The organism is Streptococcus pseudopneumoniae (assembly GCF_001068775.1).
Lineage (GTDB): Bacteria > Bacillota > Bacilli > Lactobacillales > Streptococcaceae > Streptococcus > Streptococcus pseudopneumoniae_N.
Genome location: NZ_JWAJ01000077.1, coordinates 15,250 through 41,540, shown reverse-complemented (window position 1 = coordinate 41,540; position 26,291 = coordinate 15,250). Strand labels below are relative to the sequence as shown.

General features: G+C 40.7%; 26 protein-coding genes and 1 pseudogene. 2 read left to right on the top strand and 25 right to left on the bottom strand.

The annotated features are described in order from the left end of the window. Position 1: 1 nt before the first annotated feature. Genes ADF68_RS03075 through ADF68_RS03050 form a run of 6 tightly spaced genes read right to left on the bottom strand, consistent with a single transcriptional unit; the run spans position 2 to position 6,059 of the window. Complete coding sequence (locus ADF68_RS03075) at positions 2-1,105, bottom strand: prephenate dehydrogenase (RefSeq protein WP_049548587.1); 1,104 nt, start codon at positions 1,103-1,105, stop codon at positions 2-4. Between the two features lie 9 nt (positions 1,106-1,114). Beyond that, positions 1,115-2,281, bottom strand: a complete 1,167-nt coding sequence (gene aroC, locus ADF68_RS03070) for a chorismate synthase (RefSeq protein WP_049548586.1) — start codon at positions 2,279-2,281, stop codon at positions 1,115-1,117. 9 nt (positions 2,282-2,290) lie between these two features. Beyond that, positions 2,291-3,358, bottom strand: a complete 1,068-nt coding sequence (aroB, locus tag ADF68_RS03065; protein WP_049548585.1) for a 3-dehydroquinate synthase — start codon at positions 3,356-3,358, stop codon at positions 2,291-2,293. Between the two features lie 16 nt (positions 3,359-3,374). Continuing rightward, entirely contained in the window at positions 3,375-4,232 is an 858-nt protein-coding gene (locus tag ADF68_RS03060; protein WP_049548584.1) for a shikimate dehydrogenase, read from the bottom strand. Then, a complete protein-coding gene (aroD, locus tag ADF68_RS03055; RefSeq protein WP_049548583.1) occupies positions 4,222-4,899 on the bottom strand; it encodes a type I 3-dehydroquinate dehydratase in 678 nt (225 codons plus the stop codon). Before aroD ends, ADF68_RS03060 begins: the two co-directional genes overlap by 11 nt. Next, complete coding sequence (locus ADF68_RS03050) at positions 4,896-6,059, bottom strand: class I SAM-dependent rRNA methyltransferase (protein WP_049548582.1); 1,164 nt, start codon at positions 6,057-6,059, stop codon at positions 4,896-4,898. The genes aroD and ADF68_RS03050 overlap by 4 nt, the downstream gene beginning before the upstream one ends. Positions 6,060-6,317: 258 nt before the next feature. On the opposite strand from ADF68_RS03050, the gene ADF68_RS03045 reads away from it, so the two are divergent. Continuing rightward, positions 6,318-7,769 (top strand): alpha-amylase, encoded by a 1,452-nt coding sequence (locus ADF68_RS03045; RefSeq protein WP_049548581.1) that lies wholly within the window; start codon positions 6,318-6,320, stop codon positions 7,767-7,769. A 69-nt stretch (positions 7,770-7,838) separates the two neighbouring features. Here ADF68_RS03045 and ADF68_RS03040 read toward each other — a convergent pair whose 3' ends face one another. The 12 genes and pseudogenes from ADF68_RS03040 to cdaA form a co-directional block, all read right to left on the bottom strand. Further along, positions 7,839-8,519: a DnaD domain-containing protein gene (locus tag ADF68_RS03040; RefSeq protein ID WP_049548580.1), complete on the bottom strand. Its 681-nt coding sequence runs from the start codon at positions 8,517-8,519 to the stop codon at positions 7,839-7,841. Between the two features lie 8 nt (positions 8,520-8,527). Next, a complete protein-coding gene (gene metA / locus ADF68_RS03035; RefSeq protein WP_001122704.1) occupies positions 8,528-9,472 on the bottom strand; it encodes a homoserine O-acetyltransferase MetA in 945 nt (314 codons plus the stop codon). Positions 9,473-9,665: 193 nt separating this feature from the next. After that, positions 9,666-10,178 carry an adenine phosphoribosyltransferase gene (locus ADF68_RS03030; RefSeq protein WP_049548579.1) on the bottom strand — a complete coding sequence of 171 codons (513 nt, stop codon included), beginning with the start codon at positions 10,176-10,178 and terminating at the stop codon, positions 9,666-9,668. Positions 10,179-10,318: 140 nt separating this feature from the next. Further along, positions 10,319-10,895 (bottom strand): annotated as a pseudogene (locus ADF68_RS03025) (hypothetical protein). Beyond that, the gene (locus ADF68_RS03020) at positions 10,895-12,763 is read right to left on the bottom strand and encodes an ABC-F family ATP-binding cassette domain-containing protein (protein WP_049548578.1); all 1,869 of its coding nucleotides are present in this window, start codon (positions 12,761-12,763) and stop codon (positions 10,895-10,897) included. The pseudogene ADF68_RS03025 and the gene ADF68_RS03020 overlap by 1 nt, the downstream one beginning before the upstream one ends. Continuing rightward, the gene (locus ADF68_RS03015) at positions 12,760-13,959 is read right to left on the bottom strand and encodes a CCA tRNA nucleotidyltransferase (protein WP_080979369.1); all 1,200 of its coding nucleotides are present in this window, start codon (positions 13,957-13,959) and stop codon (positions 12,760-12,762) included. Before ADF68_RS03015 ends, ADF68_RS03020 begins: the two co-directional genes overlap by 4 nt. Continuing rightward, positions 13,956-14,723: a 4-hydroxy-tetrahydrodipicolinate reductase gene (dapB, locus tag ADF68_RS03010; RefSeq protein WP_049548576.1), complete on the bottom strand. Its 768-nt coding sequence runs from the start codon at positions 14,721-14,723 to the stop codon at positions 13,956-13,958. Before dapB ends, ADF68_RS03015 begins: the two co-directional genes overlap by 4 nt. Before the next feature lie 281 nt (positions 14,724-15,004). Further along, complete coding sequence (locus ADF68_RS03005) at positions 15,005-15,853, bottom strand: DegV family protein (protein WP_049548575.1); 849 nt, start codon at positions 15,851-15,853, stop codon at positions 15,005-15,007. Positions 15,854-15,856: 3 nt separating this feature from the next. Next, complete coding sequence (locus ADF68_RS03000) at positions 15,857-16,231, bottom strand: DUF1149 family protein (RefSeq protein ID WP_001050083.1); 375 nt, start codon at positions 16,229-16,231, stop codon at positions 15,857-15,859. 71 nt (positions 16,232-16,302) lie between these two features. Beyond that, a complete protein-coding gene (glmM, locus tag ADF68_RS02995) occupies positions 16,303-17,652 on the bottom strand; it encodes a phosphoglucosamine mutase (protein ID WP_049548574.1) in 1,350 nt (449 codons plus the stop codon). 26 nt (positions 17,653-17,678) lie between these two features. Then, positions 17,679-18,470: a CdaR family protein gene (locus tag ADF68_RS02990; protein ID WP_049548573.1), complete on the bottom strand. Its 792-nt coding sequence runs from the start codon at positions 18,468-18,470 to the stop codon at positions 17,679-17,681. Then, on the bottom strand, positions 18,457-19,314 hold the full coding sequence (gene cdaA, locus ADF68_RS02985) for a diadenylate cyclase CdaA (protein WP_049548572.1): 858 nt from the start codon (positions 19,312-19,314) through the stop codon (positions 18,457-18,459). Before cdaA ends, ADF68_RS02990 begins: the two co-directional genes overlap by 14 nt. Positions 19,315-19,448: 134 nt before the next feature. Here cdaA and ADF68_RS02980 point away from each other — a divergent pair, with 134 nt between their 5' ends. Further along, positions 19,449-20,417 carry an NAD(P)/FAD-dependent oxidoreductase gene (locus ADF68_RS02980; RefSeq protein WP_049548571.1) on the top strand — a complete coding sequence of 323 codons (969 nt, stop codon included), beginning with the start codon at positions 19,449-19,451 and terminating at the stop codon, positions 20,415-20,417. 33 nt (positions 20,418-20,450) lie between these two features. Here ADF68_RS02980 and whiA read toward each other — a convergent pair whose 3' ends face one another. The 7 genes from whiA to ADF68_RS02940 all read right to left on the bottom strand — a co-directional run bounded on the left by whiA (position 20,451) and on the right by ADF68_RS02940 (position 26,201). Further along, complete coding sequence (gene whiA, locus ADF68_RS02975; protein ID WP_049548570.1) at positions 20,451-21,362, bottom strand: DNA-binding protein WhiA; 912 nt, start codon at positions 21,360-21,362, stop codon at positions 20,451-20,453. Beyond that, complete coding sequence (locus ADF68_RS02970) at positions 21,359-22,336, bottom strand: YvcK family protein (RefSeq protein WP_049548569.1); 978 nt, start codon at positions 22,334-22,336, stop codon at positions 21,359-21,361. Before ADF68_RS02970 ends, whiA begins: the two co-directional genes overlap by 4 nt. Then, a complete protein-coding gene (gene rapZ, locus ADF68_RS02965) occupies positions 22,333-23,223 on the bottom strand; it encodes an RNase adapter RapZ (RefSeq protein WP_049548568.1) in 891 nt (296 codons plus the stop codon). The genes ADF68_RS02970 and rapZ overlap by 4 nt, the downstream gene beginning before the upstream one ends. Positions 23,224-23,274: 51 nt before the next feature. Beyond that, positions 23,275-23,655 (bottom strand): RidA family protein, encoded by a 381-nt coding sequence (locus tag ADF68_RS02960; protein ID WP_049548567.1) that lies wholly within the window; start codon positions 23,653-23,655, stop codon positions 23,275-23,277. Positions 23,656-23,664: 9 nt separating this feature from the next. Continuing rightward, on the bottom strand, positions 23,665-24,252 hold the full coding sequence (gene yihA, locus ADF68_RS02955) for a ribosome biogenesis GTP-binding protein YihA/YsxC (RefSeq protein ID WP_049548566.1): 588 nt from the start codon (positions 24,250-24,252) through the stop codon (positions 23,665-23,667). Between the two features lie 8 nt (positions 24,253-24,260). Next, positions 24,261-25,493 carry an ATP-dependent Clp protease ATP-binding subunit ClpX gene (clpX, locus tag ADF68_RS02950; protein WP_049548565.1) on the bottom strand — a complete coding sequence of 411 codons (1,233 nt, stop codon included), beginning with the start codon at positions 25,491-25,493 and terminating at the stop codon, positions 24,261-24,263. A gap of 201 nt (positions 25,494-25,694) precedes the next feature. Further along, complete coding sequence (locus ADF68_RS02940; protein ID WP_049548564.1) at positions 25,695-26,201, bottom strand: dihydrofolate reductase; 507 nt, start codon at positions 26,199-26,201, stop codon at positions 25,695-25,697. Between the last annotated feature and the right edge of the window lie 90 nt (positions 26,202-26,291).

Below are 26,291 nucleotides of genomic sequence, written 5' to 3'. Positions count from 1 at the left end.
CTTATTTAATAATGACTGTGTAGTCAGTATTTTCTGTAATGACTTGCTCAGCACGTTTTAAATCCTGAGCATTCTTAAAGGAAATTTGCAGAATTCCGTGAATATCTTCTCGGTTTTCCTCGTTGATATGGATATTGACCAAGGAAGTTCCTCTTAGCAATTCCAAGATGCGTAAAATCACATCTTCCTCATCGGGAACATCTACATAAAGGTCAAATGAGCTATCTACTCCTCCGCGTTTATGGATTTCCATAGCTTGACGTTGCTCACGCGCTTGATTGAAAAAATTCCAGATTTGGCTTTCATCACCCTTACTGATAGCTTGTCCAATCTCATCCAAACGTTCCTTAAAATCCTCGATGCGGTCAATAATGGTATCCCGATTGGATAAGAGGATAGAAGTCCACATGCCTGGCTCACTTTCGGCAATCCGAGTCATATCTCGAAATCCACCGGCCGCAAAGCGTCGCGCCATTTCATGCTCTTCAGCATAACTTGCAGTTTGTTCCATCAGGCCTGATGCTAAGATATGCGGAAAATGGCTAATCTGAGAAGTCACTCGGTCATGCTCTTCAGCATCGATTTCGATGAAACGAGCATGGAGTCCTGAAAGTAGGTCTTTCATTTCTTCAAGCGTATCTGGAGTCGTTAGGCTCGAAGGCGTAAAGATATAGTAGGCATTTTCAAAAAGATTAACATCGGCAGAAGCCGCTCCTGTCTTATGACTCCCTGCCATGGGATGAGCTCCAACAAAGCGAACGGACTTATCAGCAAAACACTTCTCAGCTGTAGCCACGATAGCTGACTTGGTCGATCCAGCATCGGAAATAATGACACCTTCTTTCAAGTCCAAGTTGGCCAATTCCTTAATAAAGGCAATGGTTTGCTTGATTGGTAAGCTGAGGATAATAACATCTGCAAGTGGAGCAAAACTAGCAAAATCATCCGTCGCACGATCAATCATTCCTCGCTCCAAAGCAATATCTCTAGACGCTTGACTACGATTGTATCCTAAAATTTCATAATCAGGATGATCCCGCTTGATTCCGAGTGCCATGGAAGCACCAATCAAACCTAGTCCTGCGATATAGATGGTTTTTGCCATAAGAACTCCTTAATAATTCTTTGTATACTCTCGATGTTTTGCAACAGCTTCTTTTAATTCTTCCAGATTATCAGAGGAGAATTTCTCTAAAATTTCTTGAGCCAAGACTGTTGCTACGACTGCTTCCATAACAACACCTGCTGCTGGAAGAGCGGTTGGATCACTTCTCTCCACCGTTGCCTTATAAGGCTCATGGGTTTCAATATCGACACTCATTAATGGCTTATAGAGAGTCGGAATTGGTTTCATGACCCCACGGACAATAATCGGTTGGCCATTGGTCATACCACCTTCGAAACCTCCGAGATTATTAGTACGACGAGTATAGCCATCTTCTTGTGACCAGAGAATTTCATCCATGACTTGGCTGCCCTTGAGATAACCTGCTTTAAAACCAAGTCCAAACTCCACACCCTTAAAGGCGTTGATTGAAACAACTGCTTGAGCTAATCTTGCATCTAGCTTTCTATCCCATTGGACATAGGAACCAAGACCAACTGGAACTCCTCCAACAACCGTTTCTACCAACCCACCGATGGTATCACCATCTCTCTTGACTTGGTCAATATAGTCCTTAATCTCCTGCTCACGTTCTTGGTTGACAATAGAAACCTCTGACTGGGCAGCCAGTTTTTTAATCTCTGCGACTGTTAAGTTTTCTGGAACATCGATTTCCTTGCCACCAAAAACAACAACATGGTTGGCAATTTCGATATTAAGCTCAGCTAAAAGCCGCTTGGCTACTGCTCCAACTGCAACCCGCATAGTTGTTTCACGAGCAGATGAACGTTCCAAAGAATTTCGCAAATCATCAAAACGGTATTTAATCCCGCCAACTAAATCTGCGTGACCTGGGCGAGGATGTGTGATTTTTCGTTTACTTTTAAGTTTATCCTCAATATCCTCAGCAGACATGATATCTAGCCATTTTTGATGGTCTTTGTTAATGACATCCATGGTAATAGGAGCCCCTGTCGTCTTCCCGTGGCGAACACCAGAAGTAAAGACAACTTGATCACTTTCAATCTTCATACGACCACCACGTCCGTATCCACCCTGGCGACGTTTAAGATCCTCATTGATATCTTCTGCAGTCAAAGGCAGTCCTGCTGGAATTCCTTCAATAATTGCTGTCAGACGAGGACCATGTGATTCTCCTGCTGTTAAATATCTCATACATTCTCCTTATTTTACTAAGTAATCTTTCATTTCTTCGAGAGAAACTGGGTGAATCCTTGCTGAACCAAGTTCTGGTACCAGGACTAATTTCATAGTGTTGCCACGCGCTTTTTTATCATGAATCAAAGCCTGATAAAGCTTATCAAGATCCCAGTTTTCATAATCAACAGGAAGGCCAAATTTTTGACACATTTCTCTGATAGACTGAGTGATTCCAGCTGGCATAAGGCCTTTTTGTTCTGCTACCTTAGAAACCTGAACCATTCCCATCGCTACTGCCTCACCATGCATGACACGTCCATAACCAGCAGTTGCTTCAATAGCATGGCCGATTGTATGACCAAAGTTGAGATACAGACGAATGCCATTGTCCAATTCATCCTCAACCACCATCTTTCGCTTCACCTGGCAAGAATGCTCAATCAAACTTTCTGAATGCTCCAAAATACTCTCTACAGAACCATCCATTTCAGATAATAAGTCCCATAGTTCTGGATCTTCAATTAAGCCATACTTGATGACTTCACCCATTCCTTCAATCAATTCTCTCTTCCCTAAGGTTTCAAGAACGTTTGGGTCAATCAAAACACCATCTGGCTGGGCAAAAGTTCCCACCATATTCTTGGCAAAAGGAGTATTCACTCCTGTCTTACCCCCGATTGAAGAGTCAACTTGAGCTGTCAAGCTAGTCGGAATTTGAACAAAGTGAATACCTCGCATATAGGTTGAGGCTACAAAACCAGCTAAGTCTCCGACCACTCCACCACCGAGTGCAACGATGCCATCACTGCGAGTCAAGTCTTGCTTAACTAGAAATTCATAGACTTTTTGAACTGTAGTCAGATTTTTTCGTTCTTCGCCCTCTAAAAAGTCAAAAACTGCCACTTGAAAGCCAGCATCCTCCAAACTCAATTTGACCTTTTCTGCATAGAGAGAAGCCACATGGTTATCCGTAATGATAACGACTTTTTGCGGTTGCCAAAGTTTCCTCAACCATTTTCCTGCTTGAGACAGGCATCCTTTTTCAATCTGAATATCATAAGGATGGTGGGGAAGGTCTATTCTGATTTTCATCGCAGTTCTCCTTTTTTCATTTTTGATACTTTTGTTTTAGTAATTCCCAGATTTGATCGGTTGGCATTTCCTTTCCGGTCCATAACTGAAAAGCTTCAGCGGCTTGGTAAAGCAACATGCCCAAGCCATTAACAGCATGATTGCCCTGGTTTCTTGCCCAATTTAAAAATGGTGTCTCAAAGGGTTGATAAATCACATCAGCTACCAAAAGCTTCTCTGGTAAAACGACACTTGCTGGGATTGGCAGAGATACTCCATCCATGCCAACACTGGTCGCATTTACCAGTAAATCCGAATCAGTAATCCTTGCTTGCAGTTCAGAAACATCTTCTAAAGCAAATAAATCTACTTTAAACCCTGTTTCATTTTGTAGTTTTTCTAAGTAAGGTCTTGTTTTTTCTATTGAAGCCGAACGTACAGAGACAGAAACTTGACTGACTCCATCCAAGATTGCCTGCGCCAAAATTGCCTTGGCTGCACCGCCTGCTCCTAACAATACCATTTTTTTCCCAGATATTTTAAAAGAAGGCAAGCTCTTAAAAAATCCCTTGCCATCTGTGTTATATCCGATTAAAGTTCCCTCTCGATTCACAACTGTATTAACTGCACCAATAAGACAAGCTTCCTCACTCAACTGGTCCAGATAAGGAATCACTTGCTCCTTGTAGGGCATAGAAAGATTGATTCCATACATCTGATAGCGACGAATATTTGCAACTGTTTCTGCCAAGTCAGTCGCTTCAACCTCCCAGGCTAGATAGACACCGTTTGTATCTGTTGCCTCAAAAGCACTATTATGAATGAAAGGAGAAATGGAATGTTTGATAGGATTTGCGACCACAGCTGCCAGACGTGTGTAGCCATTAATCTTCATTCAAAATCTCCCGAATTTTTACCATATTGGAGAGTGAGATTTGTCCTGGGGCACTTGCTGCATCTAAACTTGCAAATGACCAACTTGAACCCGTTACATCTGAAGTGATACGAGATACCTTACCCACTTTGCCCATAGAAATAGTTACATATTCTTGTTCAGGGTTGAGAGTTTTAAATCCTCGTGTGAAATTCATGAGGTCTAATACATCTTGTGCTGTATGTGCCATTACAGATACCTTAACTACTTTCGGAGTTAGGCTAGTTAGTTCTGACAAAATTTCCATCATATTATCTGGAGTTTCCTGGAAATTATGGTAACTCAAAACCAAATTTGGAAAATCTAGCATCTGCTCAAAAACATCCTTGTGAGCAAAATACTCAAAATCAAGGTATTCAGGTTGATAGAGTTGGGCCACATCCTTGATGATCTGAACATAGTCTTCCGATGACAGGTCAATCTCTCCTCCTTCAGCACGAGTGCGCAAGGTAAAGAGAAGTTCGCGACCTGCAAACTTTTCAAAAATGGCAGGCGCCACCTGTAAAATAGCTTCCTTTGGTAGAAAATCGGCACGCCACTCAATGATATCAGCATCAATATACCGCATGGCATCGATTCCTTGCGCCTCTTCCAAACTCTTTGGCATTACTGAAACGACTAATTTCATTTAGTTACCTTCATGCTAATCACCTTGAGGTAATTACTACTTTCATCTTTTTCATTGTAGACAAAGTCTGCTGGAAGTCCATACTTTTGAAGAACCTGATATTTTCTTCCTGCGAATCCTTTGTCGATTTGTTCTATAAATTTTTGACGGGAAACATTAGCAGCATTGGTGCTAGCAATAATCATACCTCCCGGATTTAAAATCTCTAAACTCTGGGAAATCAACTTGTGATAGTCCTTAGCTACAGAGAAAGTTTGCTTTTTATTACGGGCAAAGCTAGGTGGATCCAGAACGATCACATCATAAGACAAGCCCTTACGTTTAGCGTATTTAAAGTATTCAAAGACATCCATGACGATGAAACGATGACTGTCAAGACTGAGTCCATTGGCATGAAAATGAGCTTCTGATAGTTCTCTTGAACGTTTGGCTAGGTCTACAGAGGTTGTTTCACTAGCTCCCCCCATAGCTGTAGCAACTGAGAAAGCTGCTGTATAGGAAAACATGTTTAGCAAGGACTTGCCCATGGCTAAACCATCAACCAAGCTACCACGCACTTCATGTTGGTCCAAGAAGATGCCTGTCATAAGACCGTCGTTCATAAAGACTTGATAGAGGACACCATTCTCAAGAACTGTAAAATTTTCTGGTGCTTCTTGACCATAGATATGGGCAGACTCATAGTCTAGATCTTTAAAACGAATCTTTTCATAGGCACCTAAGACTTCAGGGAAAACCTGAGCAAAAGCTGCTAAAATCTGTTGGCGAAGTCCATGGATATAGGAGTTATACCAAGAAAAAACAACATAATCTCCATAGAGATCCAAAGTCATTCCACCAAAACCATCGCCTTCTTGATTAAACAAACGAAAGGCAGTTGTCAACTCATCTTGATAGTAAGCAGAACGTCTTTGTTTGGCTTTTTCAAACAAACTTTCAAAGAATTTTTGGTCAAAAGAAACTTTCTGATTAGTTACGAACCAACCAATCCCTTTATTTTGACGAGATAGATAAGCCTTACCCAAAAACTGTTTATCTTGACTAAATAGCTCGACTTCCTGATCAGTTTCAGATAGAGCTGGAAAGTCAATTTCCTCCAAAACTACCTGACCCTTATTTAGCTTTTTTTCAACACGTCGGCTGACGAATACTTTTTTCATAAATACTATTATAACAAATTTTGTGACAATTCACAAAATAGAAACCATTTACAGCTTTTATCCCATCACTCTTCATGACAAGAGCAGGATGTAAATCTTTCTATAATTCTTTTATAGTATTTCAATTTTTGCAGGTCTCTGCCCATTCTTCAAAAAATAGACAGAACATTCAAAGAGTTTAATTTAAGCGCAAACGTTTGCGCAGAAGCTGACTTTATGCTACAATAATTCTCAACACTGTAAGTAAGAGGATAAACTATGAAAAATCAAACCCTAATGCAATATTTTGAATGGTATCTCCCCCACGATGGAAAACACTGGATGCGCCTAGCTGACGACGCTGAACACCTAGCTAACTTAGGCATTAGTCACATTTGGATGCCACCTGCTTTTAAAGCAACAAATGAAAAAGATGTTGGTTATGGCGTCTATGACCTATTTGACCTTGGAGAGTTCAATCAGAAAGGTACTATACGTACCAAGTATGGTTTTAAAGAAGACTATCTTCATGCCATCCAAACTTTAAAATCTCACGGGATTCAACCCATGGCCGATGTGGTACTCAATCATAAGGCAGCCGCTGACCATTTAGAATCTTTTCAAGTTATCGAAGTGGATCCAGAAGATAGAACTGTGGAACTAGGAGAACCTTTTACCATCAATGGCTGGACTGGTTTTACTTTTGATGGACGAAAAAATACCTACAATGACTTCCACTGGCACTGGTACCACTTTACTGGAACTGACTACGATGCTAAACGCCGTAAATCTGGAATCTATCTGATACAGGGAGACAACAAAGGCTGGGCTCATGAGGAATTAGTCGACAATGAGAATGGCAATTACGACTATCTCATGTATGCCGATCTAGATTTCAAACATCCTGAAGTGATAAAAAATATCTATGACTGGGCTGATTGGTTCATGGAAACGACTGGTGTAACTGGTTTCCGTTTGGATGCAGTCAAACACATTGACTCTTTCTTTATGGGGAATTTTATCCGTGACATGAAGGAAAAATATGGTCAAGATTTCTATGTCTTTGGAGAATTCTGGAATCCAGACAAGGAAGCAAATCTGGACTACCTTGAAAAAATTGAAGAACGCTTTGATCTTGTCGATGTTCGCCTTCACCAAAATCTCTTTGAAGCAAGCAAAGCTGGAGAAAACTATGATTTGGCAACCATATTTGAGGATAGTCTAGTACAACTCAATCCAGACCGAGCTGTAACCTTTGTCGATAACCATGATACTCAACGTGGCCAAGCACTTGAATCCACTGTTGAAGAATGGTTTAAACCAGCAGCCTATGCCCTCATTCTTTTGCGTGAGCAGGGGCTCCCATGTGTCTTTTATGGAGACTACTATGGTATTTCTGGTCAATATGCTCAAGAAGACTTCAAGGATGTCCTCGACCGTTTGCTAGCTATCCGAAAAGAGTTGGCTTATGGAGAGCAAACCGACTACTTTGATGACCCTAATTGTATCGGTTGGATTCGTTCAGGAGCTAACAATCAATCACCACTTGCCATCGTGATTTCTAATGCCAAAGCAAATTCCAAAATCATGTTCGTCGGTCAGGAATGGGCTGACCAAACCTTTGTTGATTTGCTTGGTAACCATCCTGACCAAGTAACCATTAATGCTGAAGGTTATGGAGATTTCCCAGTTACAGAACGCTCTCTTAGTGTATGGGGACTGGCTAACTAAGTTCTTATAGAAAAATGCCCACAAGCTAGATTTTCTTTCTAGCCTGTAGGCATTTTTTATTATCAATACTTAAAATTGGTCTTTCCAAAGATCCATAGCATTTTGAAAATCTGCAGAAACTTGAACATTTTGAGGATTAGTCGCTTCTCTCTCCTGACGCTTCGCCTCTACCTGAACTACACTCTTAACGCCTTCATGACGCCAGTTTCGTAGGATAGCCTGGATGTACTTCCAATTTGGTTTTCCATTCAAAACGGCTTCACGTAAGGCTTCTTTGATCAGGTCAGCACTGGTTCCGTCTTCTTTTAAACTCTTCTCTAAATCTTCAATTTCAAAAGGACTCAGGAGACGACCTAACTCTTGTTGGAAGGTTTCCACCAAGTCTTTCAAATCATTTTTAGCAGGTACAGCTTGGCTTGGTTCTTGTTTTTCAAAAAGCTGGTCCAAACGTTCCAAAGCAAGGGTCGCATCAAAAATAACTTCTATTTCTCCATTGAGTTCAATCGTACGATATTGGAGTAAGCCTTTTTCTGTCAATCTGGAAATCGCTTGATTGACTTCATAGACTTGCTTGCCTATTTTCTCAGCAATTTGGCTTGGGGACAATTCCCCTAAAACTGTTGTATTTTGTAGGTAAAAGAATTGCCAAACTAAGAAATCATCGCTTGATGAGAAAAGTTGATTGTAGTTTAAGAACAGAGCACTTGGTAAGACCAAATTCCCTGATTTGAAAGCATCTAAATATGTCATAATTCCTCTTATAAATATCCAAAATGAGACACATCTTCTTCTGCACTCTTCCACTCAAAAGGCGTTTCTTGGTAAACTGCATAATTTACCCAGTTACTAAAGAAGAGGGCTGCAGATGAACTCCACCTCATACATGGGAGTTCATGAATGTCATCATTTTTGAAATAATTTTCTGGTATATGGGGATCTAAACCAGCATCTAGATCTCTAAAATATTCCTTGGCTAGCGTATCACGATCATACTCCAAATGCCCAAAGCTATAAACTTCTCTTAAATCTCGGCTTGCAAGGATAGAGATTCCCACTTCTTTTCCAGATGCTAAGATCTCTAAATTTGTTTTATTTACAATGTCTTCTTTGAGAATTTCTGTGTGACGAGAATGGGGAGACACATACAAATCATCAAAACCTCTCAGCAAAAGATGACCTTCTTTTAAAACATCCTGAGGATAAATTCCCGAAAGTTTTTGAGCCATCTGGTGTTTATCTACGCCGTAACGATAGTAGAGGCCAGCCTGTGCTCCCCAGCAAATATGCAGGGTTGAAAAGACATGAGTCTTGGACCAATCAATGACTTGAGTAAATTCCTCCCAGTAGTCCACTTCTTCAAAAGGAAGATGTTCGACTGGTGCTCCTGTGATAATCAAGCCATCAAAATACTGGTCTTGAACTTCCGAGAAAGTCTTATAAAAAGTCTCCATATGTTCAGAACGAGTTGTTTTCGACTGATGACTTTCCATATATAAGAAATCAATATCTAACTGCAAAGGAGTATTAGCTAAATGTCGTAAAAGCTGAGTCTCTGTAACCATCTTCTGTGGCATCAAGTTTAAAATCAGAATTTTCAGTGGTCGAATATCCTGATGAGCCGCCCGCTGGTCATCCATGACGAAAATATTTTCCGTTCGTAAAATCTCAACTGCTGGTAATTTTTTATCTATTCGAATCGGCATGGAAATCTCCTTACTGTATCAAGTTTAGGCTCAAGTGAACATACAGTCATCAAATGAAAAAATCAGCTGACGAAAGTACTTCCCTTTATTATACTGTAAGAAGATATAGTTTTCAATTATAGTTTTTCTCTAACTAGATATAGCCTTTTTTTATATCAGATGAAGAGAAAACAGCCCTAGGGACTGTTTTTCATTAATAATGCATAAGCACCTTGTAGTCGTAATCTCCGATAGCTTCACGACCTTTAAGCTCATCAAGTTCGATCAAGAAGGCACAACCTGCTACGACTCCACCTAATTTTTCAATCATTTCGATGGTAGCCTTAACAGTACCACCTGTTGCCAAGAGGTCATCTACGATAAGAACACGTTGTCCTGGTTTGATAGCATCTGCGTGCATAGTCAAAGTATCAACACCATATTCTTTTTCATAGTCAGCTGAAACAACTTCACGTGGTAGTTTTCCAGGTTTACGAACAGGCGCAAAACCGATTCCCAATTCAAAAGCGACTGGACATCCAACGATAAATCCACGCGCTTCTGGTCCAACAATCATATCGATTTTTTTGTCAGTAGCGTATTGGACGATTTCACGAACAGCATAGCTGTAGGCATTACCATCAGCCATCAAGGGACTGATATCACGGAAGACAATTCCTTCCTTAGGGTAGTTTTCAATACTTGCAATGTAATCTTTTAAGTTCATAGCATTTCTTTCTTTTAAAATTTTTACTCTCTATTATAACACATTTCTTAGAAAAGAGAAATAGAAAGAAGCCTTGACACTTGGTACAAGACTTCTCATTTTTTTCTTCAATTGTTGCTATTATTGACTGAATGAAGTTCTTACTTCTTTTTGCTTTTAGATTTGTGATTGCCTTGACGATTTTGTTGGATACGCCATTCTCTTTCAAAGTAGGTCATTGTTTCAAATACTCTGCCTGGTAAACCGACATCCAGTAAGTAGATTGGAATTTTTAAAACGTTAGAATGTTTACCAACCGTAAATCTACTTCGTAGACGATTCCATAGAGATTTCGTTTTTACAAGGTCTTTGTCAAAAAAATAAACTTCAATCTGATAAAAGTCTCTCGAACTTCTACCACCCTTAATTCTCATAAGAGAAAATGTTTCTACTTGTCCCCAAGAATAAAACTGACTTTCTTTTTTTGGATGAGGCTTATAGGAAAATCCTTGAGGCGTACATTTCAAATACTCTTTATCTGACAGAAGAATTTGAAAACGTTCATACAAAAACCATCCAACAATGATGATTAAGAATAAGACAAAGAGTATTAATACCACCAATCCCACAGGTGCCTCCTTGGGATAGGATCCAAAGAAGAAAAGATAACTCAACTAAGCAGAGAACAATAGTCCAAATGATTTTCTTACTGCTCCATTTGATGATTTTCTCTTCCATTAAGCCAACTCACTTAAATATTCATAGCGTTCATATTTTTCCAGCAAGGCTTCATTCTTTTCATCCAGCTCTTTTTGAAGGGTAGCTAGTTTGCCAAAGTCAGAGCCATTTGCCTGCATCTCTTCTTCAATCTCAGAAATACGGTTCTCCAAGTTTTCGATATCGCCTTCAATACTTGCCCACTCTTGCTTTTCTTGGTAGGTCATGCGTTTCTTTTCTTCACGGACTTTGACGACTTTTTCCTTCTCAGCCTTTTGAACTTGACTTGTTGCTTCTGCTTCGAAGGCTTTTTCATCTAGGTAGTCGGTATAATGCCCAAAGAAGGGACGGATGGTGCCATTCTCAAAGGCAAGGATCTTAGTCGCCACCTTATCAAGAAAATAGCGATCGTGACTAACTGTCAAGACTGGACCTGCAAAACCTTGTAAGAAATTTTCTAGAACAGTTAAGGTCGCAATGTCTAGGTCATTAGTTGGCTCATCCAAGAGGAGAACATTTGGTTTTTCGAGGAGTAGTTTAAGGAGGTAAAGACGTTTCTTCTCTCCACCTGATAGCTTTTCAATCAAGGTGCCGTGTGTTGAACGTGGGAAAAGGAACTGTTCTAATAACTCCGCGATAGAGGTCGTAGAGCCACCACTGGTCTTAACCTCTTCTGCCACTTCTTGCAGGTAATTGATAACCCGCTTACTTTCATCTAAACCTTCGATTTGTTGAGAGAAATAAGCGATGCGAACCGTTTCCCCAATCACAACTTGACCTGCTGTCGACTCAAGACTTCCCGCAATGAGATTGAGAAGAGTTGACTTACCAACACCATTGTCACCAACGATTCCGAGACGGTCTTTGGCTTGGACCAAAAGGTTAAAATGTTTCAGAATCGGCTTGTCGTCATAGGCAAAGGAAACATCCTTAAACTCGATGACCTTTTTACCGATACGGCTAGTTTCAAAATTCATGCTTAAGTCTGTCTCAACACTATTATCTGAAACTTCCTTCTTCAAGTCATGGAAACGATTAATACGCGCCTGTTGCTTGGTTGCACGAGCTTGTGGTTGTCTACGCATCCAGGCCAATTCTTGCTTGTAAAGCTGTTCTTTTTTGTGAAGAAGCGCTGCGTCGCGCTCATCCTGTTCCGCCTTGAGACGAACATAGTCTTGATAATTTCCTTGATATTCGGTCAAACCAGCTCTGTCCAACTCGAAAATTCTCGTTGAAAGCGCATCTAGGAAGTAACGGTCGTGGGTGATAAATAACACTGTTTTCTTGGAATTTTTCAAGAAGAGGGTTAGCCACTCAATGGTCGCAATATCCAAGTGGTTGGTTGGTTCATCTAGTAACAAGAGGTCATGGTTGCCCAGAAGGACTTGCGCCAACTGAACCCGTCTTCGCAAACCACCTGATAGGGCTCCAACGGGAGTTGATAAATCCTGAATTCCCAACTTGCTGAGAACGGTCTTGACCTGACTCTCAATTTCCCAAGCTTGGAGAGAATCCATCTCCGCCATGACACGTTCCAAACGTACCTGCTTGTCCTCACTGTAGTTGAGCATGAGCAATTCATACTCACGGATCAACTGGATTTCTTTCAAATCACTCGATAGAACAGTATCCAAGACAGTCTTGTTATCATCAAAATCTGGGTCCTGAGTCAAGTAGCCAATCTTGTAATCATTTTTTGCCGAAAAAGGGCTTACGTCACCATCAAAACCTGAAACTCCTGAAAGAACATCTAAAAGAGTCGTTTTTCCAGTTCCATTGACGCCGATAAGACCGATTCTGTCCAAGTCATGAATGATAAAGGAAATATCCTTAAAGACGGTCTTGTCCCCAACGGATTTACTTAGTTTTTCAACAATAAAATCACTCATTTTTTCTCCCTCAAGTAGGCATGAATAGCTTCCAAGTTATTTTCCAAATCTCCATCCACAATAGCATACTCAATCTCTGCTAAAATTTCTCCCATTTCTGGTCCTGGTTGATAACCGTATTCCTTGATCAAAATCCCACCATTGATTTGAATTTCTTTCTTATCATGGATGGTTAGGCTGTGGTAAGTCTCTTCGATAGCTCGTGGATTGACTTCTTTCCCTTGAGCCTGACGAAGATTTTCAGCCTGTATAAGCAAATCTAGATCAAAGCGGTAACAATCGCGCTTGCTTAGTTCTCCTTCTTCACGAAGTTCTAAGATTGTTAGCAAATCTTGAACTTGCTTGGCAAATTGACGCGAAGTTTTCCAATGTTTCAAAAATTGTTGAGCATCTTCCACTTCTAGACCCCATAAAAGTGCTGCCCAGGCTTGCTCAGAAGATTCAAAGGTAAAATCAGCCTCTAAGTCAAACAAAGATTGGAGTTTGTCCTGACTACCAGCCATATCTGGAAGATAATCATAAGCTTTACTTGTAATCATAGAAGACAGACCTACTCGCCAATGAGGAGCTAGTAGAAGTTTATCAAATTCAACAAAAGTACGTTCCACAGAAATTTTCTCTAAGAGTGGCGTTAAGGTCTTCATCGCTTCAAAGGTTTCTTGCTCGAGTTCAAAACCAAGACTGGCTTGGAAACGAAATCCGCGCATAATTCGTAGGGCATCTTCGTTGAAACGCTCACTAGCTACACCAACTGCTCGTAAAACTTGATTTTCTAGATCTTGTAAACCATCAAATAAATCAACGATTTCCCCTTCTTCATCCAAGGCAAAGGCATTGACTGTGAAATCTCGGCGCTTGAGGTCCTCTTCTAACGAACGAACAAAAGAAACTGAACTTGGTCTACGGTAGTCTACATAGACATCTTCTGTTCGAAAAGTGGTCACTTCGTACTCTTCATCTCCGTCTAAAACCAAGACAGTTCCGTGCTCAATCCCGATATCAGCTGTACGAGGGAAAATCTGCTTGGTTTCTTCTGGATAGGATGATGTCGCGATATCCACATCATGGATAGGACGATTGAGTAGAGCATCCCTAACAGAGCCTCCAACAAAATAGGCTTCAAAGCCTGCTTCTTTAATTTTTTCTAATACTGGTAAAGCCTTCTGAAATTCAGAAGGCATTTGTGTTAATCTCATAATAAGTGTTCTAATCCATAGACAAGCTCATGACGCTTGACAACTTCTTTGATTCCCAAATTCACCCCTGTCATGAAGGAGCTACGATCATAGGAGTCATGACGTAGAGTCAATCCTTCTCCCTGATTTCCAAATATAACTTCCTGATGAGCTACCAAACCTGGCAAACGGACTGAGTGGATTCGCATACCATCAAAGTTAGCTCCACGTGCCCCTGAAATGAGTTCTTCCTCATCACTAGCACCTTGTTGGATAGACTCACGAACTTCTGTCATCAATTCCGCTGTTTTGATAGCTGTTCCGCTCGGAGCATCTTTTTTCTTGTCATGGTGAAGCTCAATAATCTCTACATTTGGGAAGTATTTTGCAGCTTGTGCCGCAAATTGCATGAGCAAGACAGCACCCAAAGCAAAGTTAGGAGCAATCAAGCCACCCAAGTTTTTAGAACGAGAAAATTCTTTTAGTTCTTCAATCTCTTGACTAGTGAAACCTGTTGTTCCAACTACTGGAGCAAAGCCATTTTCAAGCGCAAAACGGGTATTCTCATATGCAACTGCTGGTGTTGTAAAGTCAACCCATACATCTGCCTCAAAGCCTACTAAGGCAGCCTTATCATTAAAAATCGGAACTCCCTGCCATTGGGTCTCAGACTCGAAAGGATCTACAACTGCTACTAGTTCTAACTCAGAATCTGACAAAACCATCTGACAAGCAGCTTGGCCCATCTTTCCCTTAAAACCAGCAATAATTACTCGAATACTCATCTCAATCTCTACTCCTGTTTAAGATACAAAGGACGTTAGCTGCCCATGAAAAATAGGGAATGGCGCTGACTCTCCACGAAAGGCAAGACAGGCATCTTTTTTCAAGAGGCAGGTAGTCCGTGTTCAATTTCTAAGATACAAAGCCTGTAAGAACAAAAGGTGAAAATAGGAGGTCTAAGCAAGGAGTATCTACTCCTTGGAAGAACTATCTTTTTCACACAGGGTTTCAGGCGTGTTGAATTTCAAGATACAAAGGACCTTAGTTACCCCTAAAAAATAGTCTAGATTATGGGTGTATAGCCTAAAGCAATACTTCCTTCTCCCAAGTGAGTCCCAATAACACTACCGAAGGTTGCAATTGAAACATCTGTAGCCACTCCACCATCGATCAAAAGTTGACGTAAATCTGCTGCTTTTTGAGGAGCATTCCCGTGAATGACAGTAATCTGGTAATTCCCAATAGCTGTTGCTTCTTTAACAATTTCAACCAAGCGTTTGGTAGCCTTTTTCTCTGTACGAACCTTTTCATATACTTCTATCACACCTTGGTCATTGAAGTATAGGATTGGCTTGATACTAAGGAGATTCCCCAAAATGGCCGCACCATTTGAAAGACGCCCCCCCTTAACTAGATGGTCAAGATCATCCACCATAATAAAGGCTGAGGTATTTTCAATCTGTTCAGTTACTTTATCTAAGATAGACTCGAAACCATCTCCCTGTTCTGCCCATTTAAAGACACTCTCAGCCATATAGCCTAAAGGAGCACTTGTAATTCGAGTATCTGGAAAAGCAATGGTCAAACCTTCAAACTCATCCTTCATGTATTGGATATTTTGGTAAAATCCTGAAATTCCAGAAGATAGGAAAAGGCCTAAGGCATGTGTATAGCCTTTATCTTTTAATGATGATAAAATTTCATCTAACTTGGCAATACTTGGTTGGCTCGTTTTTGGCAATTCGCTTGCTGAAGCCATTTTTTCATAAAATTCTTGAGCGGTTAGATTTACACCTTCAACATACTCCTGTCCATCGATATTCACAGGAATGTCTAGCACAAATAAATCTTCTTTCCGCAAGATTTCCGCTTGTAGAAAAGCAGACGAGTCTGTTATGACCGCTAATTTCATTTCTTAAAACTCCAAATTAATTCCCGGTAAATCAAGGGCAATTTCTGTTACTTCGTAAGTCAAACGATTAAGCATATCCAAACATGGGCGAGCTAGTGTCTCAACTTCTTCTTGGTTGAAATCACTTGGTTGGTCGACAATACGACCTTCAACATGATTGACTTGAGAAATCGTTCCACTAATGACAAATCTATCAAAGACAATCATAAAGCTCAAAACAACTACCAAAGAAGTAACTTGATTATCTTGATCATGCTGAAGCAACTGGAAGTTTACATCAACCTTAGTTTCAGGTGCTCCATTTTCATTTTCCCATTCAAAGTTACGCGCATCAAAGTGATACTGGCTGACAAATTCTTGTTCACGTTTTAAATTCATTTTCATCTCCATTTGTACAATTACAATATAGTTGCCATTGTACCATATTTTTTTATTTTCTGCTAGATTTACTAAATACCAATCTCAGTTTTAACAACTTGGGCAATAGTATCTACATAGTAGTCAACTTCCTCAGTGGTTGGGGCTTCAGCCATGACACGCAAGAGTGGCTCCGTTCCGCTTGGACGAACGAGGATGCGGCCATTCCCTGCCATTTCTTCTTCCATCTTCTCGATAATGGCTTTGATAGCAGGAACTTCCATTGCCTTTTCTTTCATGGCATTTTCCACACGAATATTGACTAATTTTTGTGGGTAAATAGTCACTTCTGCTGCTAATTCTGATAAACTCTTACCTGTTTCTTGCATGATCTTCGTCAATTGCACAGCTGATAGTTGCCCATCACCAGTTGTATTGTAGTCCATCAAGATAACGTGACCAGACTGCTCACCTCCAAGGTTATAGCCAGACTTTCTCATTTCTTCAACTACATAGCGGTCTCCAACAGCAGTGACTGCTTTATTAATACCTTCACGGTCCAAGGCCTTATGGAAACCAAGGTTAGACATAACGGTTGTTACGATCGTATTTTGAGCCAATTGACCTTTTTCAGAAAGGTATTTCCCGATGATGTACATAATCTTGTCACCATCAACGATTTCTCCATTTTCATCAACAGCAATCAAACGGTCGCTATCCCCATCAAAGGCCAAACCGATAGCTGACCCGCTTTCTTTTACAAGTTCTTGCAAGGCTTCTGGATGAGTTGAACCAACGTTCAAGTTGATGTTAAGGCCATCTGGTGTTTCACCAATAACTGTTAATTGAGCACCTAGGTCCGCAAAAATTTGACGAGCACTTGTTGCAGCTGCTCCGTTAGCAGTGTCCAAGGCAACCTTCATCCCTTCAAGAGGAGTTCCAGTTGAAACCAGGTAGGCTTCATACTTACGCAATCCTTCTGGATAGTCAACAACCGTACCTAAGCCCTCTGCACTTGGACGTGGGAGAGTATCTTCACTGGCATCTAGCAAGGCTTCGATTTCTGCTTCTTTGTCATCGTCTAGTTTAAAGCCATCACCACCAAAGAATTTAATTCCGTTATCAAGGGCTGGGTTGTGACTAGCTGAAATCATGACACCTGCGCTCGCACCCTCTGTTTTTACTAAGTATGCTACTGCTGGTGTTGCAAGAACACCAAGTTTATAAACATGAATTCCCACTGAAAGAAGTCCAGCAATCAAGGCAGATTCAAGCATTTGACCTGAAATACGAGTGTCTCGTCCTACAAAAACTTTTGGCGCTTCGGTCGTATGTTGGCTGAGGACATAACCTCCAAAACGACCTAGTTTGAAGGCCAATTCTGGCGTTAATTCTACGTTTGCTTCTCCACGGACTCCGTCCGTTCCAAAATATTTACCCATTTTTTATCCTTTTCTATTGTGTTTTATTAGTCTTTTTTTGAATAGTCTGGCTTGGTTTCAGAACCAGTTGAAGACGAACTGTCCGAAGATGAGCTTGTCGTTGATGAGCTAGAACTACTTGCTGATCTAGCTTGTTTCGTTGTTATCTTCATGGTTGTTTCATACGGTGTAATCACCGTTGGTAAAACTGTTCCATTCTTATCAATAGCTTGTAAGGGAACTGAACCCGTATAATTTCCAGTAATTTTTTCACTCGTTGGTAAGACAGCTACAATCTTATCAATCTTAGATAAGGTATCGACATCACTTGTAACTGAAACGCGTTCATCTGAAACAGTCACACTGTCAATGAGAATCCGTTCATCAACCTTACCAGAGTCAATCTGTGGAGTGACTGGTAAATTATCCCGTGTTGCCTTCTTCCCAATTTTAACGGTGATTTTCTGCGGTGTTGCTAGGGCTGTTAAACCGCTCGGAAGATTCTCAATGGTCAAGGGTACTTCAACCGTTCCTTCTGTCGCCTGTGTTAAATCTGCAGTAACCTTAAATTTACGAGTGCTTTCTTGCATCTCACTAGCCAAGGTCACTCGATTGGATCCAGTTAAAAATACCGTTACTTCTGAACTAAAACCGCTAATAAAATACTGCTCACTATCGTACTGAATATCAATCGGTACATTTACGACCGTATTGGTATAGGTTTCTGTTCGAGCCGATCTTGCATTATTATTATTTTGGTAATTAATAGAGGTAGCGTAGATAAATAAAACGCAAGCAAAGAGGAGTGAGGAGATGATATATAAACTATTTTTTTTCATTCTTCCAGCCTCCTAATATACGCTCTGTTAAGCTTGGCTCTTGTGAATTTTCCGGAATCAGTATACAACGTAGTTCTTCCTCAAATTCTTCCATCGTTAAATCATGCTTAAAGACACCATTATAGGTAATGGAAATGCCTCCAGTTTCTTCTGACACAACAAATGTTAAGGCGTCTGATACTTCAGATAAACCAATAGCTGCACGGTGTCGTGTTCCAAACTCCTTAGAAATATCAGTGCTCTCAGTAAGTGGAAGATAAGCAGATGTTACAGCTATACGATCGCCTTTTATAATGACTGCACCATCATGTAAAGGTGTGTTTGGAATAAAGATATTGATTAAGAGTTCTGCAGAAATCTTAGCATCTAAAGGAATTCCCGTGGAAATATATTCCTGTAAGGTTCTGACACGCTGAACTGATACAAGTGCTCCAATTTTCCGCGGGCTCATATATTCAACTGCCTTAACAAAGGCCTGAATCATCTGTTCTTCTGAACTCATTGGCGTACTTGAAAAGAAATCAGTCGCACGTCCCAAGCGCTCTAAACCTGTCCGAATTTCTGGAGAGAAAATAACTACCGCTGCGATAACACCGTAAGTAATCAATTGATTGATCAACCAGGAAATAGTTGTCAAGCCTAGGGTATTTGCTGCTATCTGAGCTAAGATAAAAACTAAAACACCTCGAACCAGGATCATAATCTTGGTTCCTGCAATTGATTTTGTAAATTGGTATAAGATATAGGCAACGATAAGAATATCAATCACATTTATCAGAATACTCCAAGGACTGGAAAATAAACTAGACCAGTATTGAAGATTAGATAATTGTTGAAAATTCATTCTAGGCCTCCTCTCCATAAAAAAGCTACTCTTCATTATATCATTTTATATGAAAATTTTCTTCCCCCTACTTCATTTTAAATTGATAGAAAATATGATAGAATAAAATGATAAAAATGAAATAAGGAGAAACCATGTCCGAACTATATGATATCACCATTGTAGGAGGTGGACCTGTCGGTCTTTTCGCAGCCTTTTATGCTCACCTTCGTCAAGCCAAAGTACAAATCGTCGATTCTCTTCCTCAACTAGGTGGTCAACCTGCTATCCTATATCCTGAAAAACAAATTCTCGATGTCCCAGGTTTCCCAAATCTTACTGGCGAAGAATTGACTAGTCGCTTGTTAGAACAATTAGACGGGTTTGAGACACCTGTTCACCTCAATGAAACTGTCCTAGATATAGTAAAAAACGAGGACTATTTTACTATTACTACCAATAAAGGAAGTCACCTGACTAAAACGGTCATTATCTCTATGGGTGGTGGTGCCTTTAAACCTCGTCCACTAGAATTAGAAGGCGTGGAAGGCTATGACAATATCCACTACCACGTTTCTAATATTCAACAATATGCTGGTCAGAAGGTAACTATCCTGGGTGGTGGCGACTCAGCCGTTGACTGGGCACTAGCTTTTGAAAAGATTGCTCCAACTACACTTGTGCATCGTCGCGATAACTTCCGTGCTCTTGAGCATAGCGTCCAAGCCTTGCAAGAGTCTTCTGTGACTATCAAAACACCATTTGTGCCAAGTCAGCTTCTTGGAGATGGAAAAACTTTAGACAAGCTTGAAATCACAAAAGTTAAATCCGAGGAGACAGAAAGCATTGAATTGGACCACCTCTTTGTCAACTATGGCTTCAAATCTTCTGTAGGTAATCTTAAAAAATGGGGACTTGATCTTAACCGTCACAAGATTATCGTCAATAGCAAGCAGGAGTCAAGCCAAGCTGGAATTTACGCTATCGGTGACTGCTGCTACTACGAAGGTAAGATTGACTTGATTGCGACAGGTCTAGGTGAAGCACCAACTGCTGTTAATAATGCCATCAACTATATCGACCCCGAACAAAAAGTACAACCAAAACACTCTACAAGTCTATAAGAAAAGAACCACGAATCACACGATTCGTGGTTTTTACAGTTCCTCTGCGATTTTGTTAATCTTTCTCAGTCGATGATTGACACCACTTTTGGTGAGTGGATTTGTCAGACTATCTGCCAGCTTCTGGATAGAATAGTCTGGATGCTGAATACGCAGACGGGCAACTTCCTGCAAATCTACTGGAAGATTATCCAAGCCAATTCTATCTTTGATTTTACTGATATTGTTAATGGTTTTCATACTCGCTGAAACCGTACGAGCAATATTAGCCGTCTCTGCATTATTAGCACGATTGAGGTCATTACGGGTTTCACGTAAGATTTTGATGCCTTCGAAAGTATCACGCGCCTGCATGGCTCCAATAACTATGAGAAAGTCCATGATATCCTCAGCACGCTGAAGATAGGTCACTGCACCTTTTTTTCGTTCAATCACCTTGGCATCCAACAAGAAATGCTGAAGAAGCGCCGCAATCCCTTGGGCATGGTCCAGATAGACTGAGCTGATCTCAAGCTGGTATTTACCAGAGTCTGGATCCCGAATACTTCCGTTTGCCAAAAAGGCTCCACAGAGATAGGCACGACCTGCTTCCTCATCTGCTAGAATTTCAGGCGCAATACCAGTCTCTAGTCCAAAGAAGGAGTCTGCCAAGTGCAAATCACTGAGTAGTTCTTGGACTCGCTCATCCGTAAAAACAGTATAGACTCGATTTTTACGAAGATTACTTCTCTGATGGTGACGAATTTCTGATTTAATCTCATAGAAGTGCAAAAAAGATTCATAGAGATGACGGGCTAACTTGGCATTTTCTGTAATGACGGACAAGGTCAATCCAGAAGTCGATAAACCAATACTACCAGACATCTTAATAATGGCAGATAGTTCGTGGCGACTCAGATGGTGCTGACCCAAAATTTCTTCTTTTACTGCAACTGTGAAGCTCATTTTCTCACCTGTATAATGCGCATGAGCTCATCTACAATGAGATCGCCATCATGGAAGGCTCCGCCATTTTCCAAACGTAGGAAGTTGGATGAAATGACACGTGGGACTTGCTTACGTAAGCCTTCAAAATCATGCTCAACCTGTACTAAATACTCATCAAAACGGTTGGTATCCATATAGTCCCTCGGAACCTTTTCGATATTAACAAGGACAGTATCGATAAATGGACGGCCCAAATGACGATGCAAGACTTCTACGTGATCACTATCTGTGAAATGCTCGGTCTCTCCACGCTGGGTCATGATGTTGCAGACATAGGCAATTTCAGCCTTGGTTTCCAGAAGGGCCTGACCAATTTCTTCAATAACAATATTAGGCAAAATCGAAGTAAAGAGTGAACCTGGTCCCAAGACAATCATATCACTTTCGAGAATAGTGTTAACCACCCGGCGGCTAGCTTCAGGTTTCTCATCATCAAGCGTATTAGTGACGTAAACATGATCAATCATGCCTGGATGATCAGCAATGTGACTCTCGCCAGCTACCTCTGTCCCATCTTTAAAGACAGCATGGAGGGTCAAGGGATGGTCGCTAGATGGATAAATCTTGCCTGTTGTATGGAAAAATTTACTTAGTAATTGCATGGCATTATAGGTTGAGCCCTGCATTTCAGATAATCCAGCTATGAGAATATTCCCAAGGGGATGACCAGCAAAGGCACCTGCATCCTCAGAAAAACGATATTGAAAGACTTTCTCATAGAATTTTGGCATATCCGACATGGCAACGAGGACATTACGCAAATCACCTGGTGGTGTTAACTGTTGAATGTTTTTACGAAGTTCACCTGAAGAACCACCATCATCCGCAACAGTTACTATGGCTGCGATCTCGACATCCTTTTCCCTTAAACTTTTTAAGATAACGGGGATTCCAGTTCCCCCACCAATCACCGTAATTTTGGGTTTTCTCATGAACGGTTTACCGTTTCCTTTCTTCGATCTTTATCACGATGACTTTCATTTACTGGCCAATTTTTAGACAAATCATTTGCTAAACGCTTGGCAAAAGCCACACTTCGGTGTTGACCACCCGTACAACCAATCGCAATGGTTAAAACTGATTTGCCTTCTTTTTTATAGCCTGGTAGGATTGGTTCAACCAAGGCTGATAAATGGCGGTAAAAGTCTTCGGATTCCTCATGTTTCATGACATAGTCGTAAACAGCTTGGTCCTCACCTGTCTGATTGCGAAGTTCTGGTAGATAGTAGGGATTTGGGAGGAAACGGACATCAAAAACTAAGTCGGCATCAATGGGAATTCCATATTTGAAACCAAAGGACATAACTTCAATACGAAATGACTGCGTTTGTTCTTGGTCTGAAAATTGCTCAGCAATCGTTTTACGAAGTCCACGAGGTGTCAATTCAGTTGTATCTACTACATTTTGACTCATGTTTTTTAAGGGAGCCAAGAGCTCGCGTTCCAGCTTGATACCGTCCAAAATACGACCATCTGCTGCAAGAGGGTGACTTCTTCTAGTTTCCTTATAGCGTGCCACCAATTCCTTATCCGCTGCATCCAAAAAGAGGATTTTGAAGTCCAAATCATCTTGATTTTCCAATTCATCCAAGACAGCCTGAATCTCTGAAAAGAAGGAACGGCTACGCATATCCACTACCAAAGCTAATTTGTGGTCATCATCCTTAGTCTCAACCAACTGCAAAAACTTTGGCAATAGAGCTGGTGGCATATTATCAATGGTAAAATAGCCTAAATCTTCGAAGGATTGAATGGCTACAGTTTTCCCTGCACCACTCATCCCTGTTACAATCACCAGGTGAAGTTGTTTCTTTGTCATCTTTGTCTCCTTATATCAAAAGAAGTTTGGAAAAACCAAACTTCAAATAACTCACCCAATCTCTGCGATGACTTCAATTTCTATTTTTACATCGCGAGGTAGACGAGCTACTTCTACAGCTGAACGAGCTGGAAATTCCTCTTTAAAGGCTGTTTGGTAAACCTCATTGAAGGGTACAAAATCGTTCATATCGCTTAAGAAACAGGTTGTTTTGACCACATGGTCAAAATCAGTTCCTGCTTCAGCCAAGATAGCGCCAATGTTTTTCAAAACTTGCTCTGTCTGTTCTTGGATGGTCACTCCTACGATTTCTCCAGTTTCAGGAGATAGGGGCACTTGACCGCTAGCAAACAAAAGATTGCCAACGATTTTTCCTTGAACATAAGGTCCGATAGCCTTTGGAGCCTTGTCTGTATGGATTGTTTTAGCCATTCAATTTCCTCAAATTTTCTCTAAAATAGCATCCCAAGCCTGGTCCATTCCTGCTTTTGTTACGGATGAAAAGAGGATAAAATCATCACTTGGATCAAAGTTTAATTTCTTTTTAATTGCTGATTCGTGCTTGTTCCATTTCCCACGCGGAATCTTGTCTGCCTTGGTCGCCACAATGATGACAGGAATCTCATAATATTTAAGAAATTCGTACATCTGTACATCATCTGCCGATGGATCATGGCGAAGGTCAACGAGACTAACAACCGCTCGTAGATTTTCTCGAGTAGTTAAATATTCCTCAATCATACGACCCCATTTTTCACGTTCCTTTTTGGAAACACGGGCATAACCATAACCAGGCACATCCACAAAACGCATCTTATCATCAATATTAAAGAAATTGAGTAGTTGTGTTTTTCCTGGTTTCCCAGAAGTACGAGCTAGATTCTTACGATTAAGCATGGTATTGATAAAGCTTGATTTACCAACATTTGAGCGACCTGCAAGAGCAATCTCAGGAAGTTCATCTTGCGGATAGTGGGACTTGTTAGCTGCACTCAGCAAAATCTCAGCATTGTGTGTATTGATTTCCATAGTCACCTCTAGGCTGTCTCTAGGATTGGCTTAGCCGTTCCATTGACTGCTTCTTTTGTAATACGAACAGTTTTCACATTTTCTTGACTTGGAACTTCAAACATAACGTCTAGCATGGTTTCTTCGATGATTGAGCGAAGACCACGCGCACCAGTTTTGCGTTCGATGGCTTTGTTAGCAATTTCCTGGAGGGCTTCGTCGTCAAATTCTAACTCAACATCATCATAAGAAAGCAAGGTCTGGTATTGTTTGACCAAGGCATTTCTTGGTTCCTTCAAGATGCGAACCAAATCATCTACGGTCAACTGCTCCAAGGTTGCAAAGACAGGCAAGCGTCCAATTAACTCAGGAATAATTCCGAACTTTTGAATATCTTCTGCGATGATTTCTTGCATATAAGAGCTGTTTTCGTCAATAGCCTTGTTGTTTTGTCCAAAGCCGATAACTTTTTCACCAAGACGCTGTTTGACAATCTCTTCGATGCCATCGAAGGCACCACCCACGATAAAGAGGATATTCTTAGTGTCCACTTGAATCATTTCTTGTTGTGGATGTTTGCGTCCGCCTTGAGGTGGCACGCTAGCTACAGTTCCCTCGATAATCTTGAGGAGGGCTTGTTGCACACCTTCACCAGAAACATCACGTGTGATAGAAACGTTCTCGCTCTTCTTAGCAATCTTGTCGATTTCGTCTACGTAGATAATTCCACGTTCTGCACGTTCGATGTTAAAATCAGCTGCCTGCAAGAGTTTGAGGAGGATATTTTCCACGTCCTCACCTACATAACCAGCCTCAGTAAGGGCTGTTGCATCAGCAATAGCAAATGGTACATTCAAACTTCGAGCAAGAGTTTGAGCAAGGAAAGTCTTCCCTGAACCAGTTGGACCAATCATCAAAATGTTTGACTTTTGCAAATCCACATCTTCTGATTCTTCACGAGTGTCATGGAAATTGATGCGTTTGTAGTGGTTATATACAGCAACTGCCAAAGCACGTTTGGCACGATCTTGACCAATCACATAGTGGTTCAAGATGTTTAAGAGTTCGATTGGTTTTGGTACTTCAGACAAGTCTGCCAAGACTTCCTCAGCCAACTCCTCACGAATAATTTCCTGGGCCAACTCCACACATTCATTACAGATAAAGGCGTTGTTCCCAGCGATTATTTTTTTAACTTCTTCTTGGCTTTTGCCACAAAATGAGCAATAAACCATCATATCATTTTTCCTATTTGTAGGCATGATTCCCTTCCGTTCTAAATGATTTTTCTATCTAAAATAAGGTCATATAAAAAGCATGAATGCTATTCACCAAGTTTGTAAAAGCATTAAGCCAAAGTAGAGTAGCAAGTCCGTAGCGCTTTTTACGAAAAGCGTGTGATCCAGCCACAAGACAGACAGCACACAAAAGAGCTGTGAAAAAACCAAAAATACTACGCTCCATTAGACTTCCTTTCTCTTTCTGTATTCAATGGTAAAATCATAGACATTTTTCTCATCTTTGGAATAAGATTTGCTTGAAACAGTCTCAAAAGCAGTCAAGTCAAAATCTTCTGGGAAATAGGTATCCCCTTCAACTTGAGCATGAATTTGTGTCACAATAATCTCATCGAGATAAGGTTCAAAAAGCTGAAAAATCTGCTTGCCACCAATGATATAGAGATTCTTAGCCTGATGATGGTACCAGTCTAAAACATCCTCAACATTTTGGAAAACCAGAGTCCCCTCAATTGACTCTTCAGGATTGCGCGTCAAAATCAGAGTCTCACGTCCTGGAAGCAATCGTCGTCCCATCCCATCAAAGGTTACACGACCCATTAAAATGGCATGATTCAAGGTTGTTTCTTTAAAATGTTTTAACTCTGCTGGCAAATGCCATGGCAAGCGATCCTCTTTTCCGATCACACCCTTTTCATCTTGAGCCCAAATGGCTACGATTTTCTTTGTCATGCTTTCATCCTTTTCATTGATAGTTCTATTTTATCAAAAATCTTCAAAAAAGACTGTTTTGGAATGCCCTCCTGAATAGAAAAAATCCGT

Bases quoted from the DNA above. Each gene is read 5' to 3' on its own strand.
- ADF68_RS03075 (WP_049548587.1), bottom strand. From the start codon at position 1,105: ATGGCAAAAACCATCTATATCGCAGGACTAGGTTTGATTGGTGCTTCC.
- aroC (WP_049548586.1), bottom strand. From the start codon at position 2,281: ATGAGATATTTAACAGCAGGAGAATCACATGGTCCTCGTCTGACAGCA.
- aroB (WP_049548585.1), bottom strand. From the start codon at position 3,358: ATGAAAATCAGAATAGACCTTCCCCACCATCCTTATGATATTCAGATT.
- ADF68_RS03060 (WP_049548584.1), bottom strand. From the start codon at position 4,232: ATGAAGATTAATGGCTACACACGTCTGGCAGCTGTGGTCGCAAATCCT.
- aroD (WP_049548583.1), bottom strand. From the start codon at position 4,899: ATGAAATTAGTCGTTTCAGTAATGCCAAAGAGTTTGGAAGAGGCGCAA.
- ADF68_RS03050 (WP_049548582.1), bottom strand. From the start codon at position 6,059: ATGAAAAAAGTATTCGTCAGCCGACGTGTTGAAAAAAAGCTAAATAAG.
- ADF68_RS03045 (WP_049548581.1), top strand. From the start codon at position 6,318: ATGAAAAATCAAACCCTAATGCAATATTTTGAATGGTATCTCCCCCAC.
- ADF68_RS03040 (WP_049548580.1), bottom strand. From the start codon at position 8,519: ATGACATATTTAGATGCTTTCAAATCAGGGAATTTGGTCTTACCAAGT.
- metA (WP_001122704.1), bottom strand. From the start codon at position 9,472: ATGCCGATTCGAATAGATAAAAAATTACCAGCAGTTGAGATTTTACGA.
- ADF68_RS03030 (WP_049548579.1), bottom strand. From the start codon at position 10,178: ATGAACTTAAAAGATTACATTGCAAGTATTGAAAACTACCCTAAGGAA.
- ADF68_RS03020 (WP_049548578.1), bottom strand. From the start codon at position 12,763: ATGAGTGATTTTATTGTTGAAAAACTAAGTAAATCCGTTGGGGACAAG.
- ADF68_RS03015 (WP_080979369.1), bottom strand. From the start codon at position 13,959: ATGAGATTAACACAAATGCCTTCTGAATTTCAGAAGGCTTTACCAGTA.
- dapB (WP_049548576.1), bottom strand. From the start codon at position 14,723: ATGAGTATTCGAGTAATTATTGCTGGTTTTAAGGGAAAGATGGGCCAA.
- ADF68_RS03005 (WP_049548575.1), bottom strand. From the start codon at position 15,853: ATGAAATTAGCGGTCATAACAGACTCGTCTGCTTTTCTACAAGCGGAA.
- ADF68_RS03000 (WP_001050083.1), bottom strand. From the start codon at position 16,231: ATGAATTTAAAACGTGAACAAGAATTTGTCAGCCAGTATCACTTTGAT.
- glmM (WP_049548574.1), bottom strand. From the start codon at position 17,652: ATGGGTAAATATTTTGGAACGGACGGAGTCCGTGGAGAAGCAAACGTA.
- ADF68_RS02990 (WP_049548573.1), bottom strand. From the start codon at position 18,470: ATGAAAAAAAATAGTTTATATATCATCTCCTCACTCCTCTTTGCTTGC.
- cdaA (WP_049548572.1), bottom strand. From the start codon at position 19,314: ATGAATTTTCAACAATTATCTAATCTTCAATACTGGTCTAGTTTATTT.
- ADF68_RS02980 (WP_049548571.1), top strand. From the start codon at position 19,449: ATGTCCGAACTATATGATATCACCATTGTAGGAGGTGGACCTGTCGGT.
- whiA (WP_049548570.1), bottom strand. From the start codon at position 21,362: ATGAGCTTCACAGTTGCAGTAAAAGAAGAAATTTTGGGTCAGCACCAT.
- ADF68_RS02970 (WP_049548569.1), bottom strand. From the start codon at position 22,336: ATGAGAAAACCCAAAATTACGGTGATTGGTGGGGGAACTGGAATCCCC.
- rapZ (WP_049548568.1), bottom strand. From the start codon at position 23,223: ATGACAAAGAAACAACTTCACCTGGTGATTGTAACAGGGATGAGTGGT.
- ADF68_RS02960 (WP_049548567.1), bottom strand. From the start codon at position 23,655: ATGGCTAAAACAATCCATACAGACAAGGCTCCAAAGGCTATCGGACCT.
- yihA (WP_049548566.1), bottom strand. From the start codon at position 24,252: ATGGAAATCAATACACACAATGCTGAGATTTTGCTGAGTGCAGCTAAC.
- clpX (WP_049548565.1), bottom strand. From the start codon at position 25,493: ATGCCTACAAATAGGAAAAATGATATGATGGTTTATTGCTCATTTTGT.
- ADF68_RS02940 (WP_049548564.1), bottom strand. From the start codon at position 26,201: ATGACAAAGAAAATCGTAGCCATTTGGGCTCAAGATGAAAAGGGTGTG.